Raw genomic sequence first — 321 nt, forward strand, 5'->3', positions numbered from 1 at the left:
CGCCATGGCAAAGGGCGCCGAAGATCTCCCACACGGAGAAGTCGAAGGCGTAGGAATGGAACAGCGTCCAGACGTCGGAGGGGCCGAAGTCGTACCAGGGCGCCGTCGCGTCGAACAGCCGCGCGACATTGGCATGCGTCACCCCGACCCCCTTCGGCACTCCGGTCGATCCTGAGGTGTAGATGACGTAGGCGAGCTGGTCGGGATGGAGGGGAGTGGTCAGAGGCTCGGAACTCTCGCTCCCGACCTCGTTGACCAGCACGGTATCCAGCCCTTCAAGCAGGCCGGCAAGCGTCTGCCTCGTCGCCGCGTCCGTCACCA

At 65.4% G+C, this 321-nt stretch carries 1 protein-coding gene; it reads right to left on the reverse strand.

Features of this window, described 5'->3' with window-relative positions; translation table 11 throughout:
* Positions 1-321 (reverse strand): AMP-binding protein (locus AAE029_RS36270; protein ID WP_371077774.1); only part of this gene is annotated, 321 nt, incomplete at both ends.

Source organism: Sinorhizobium sp. CB7 (genome assembly GCF_041357635.1).
Classification (GTDB): Bacteria; Pseudomonadota; Alphaproteobacteria; order Rhizobiales; family Rhizobiaceae; genus Rhizobium.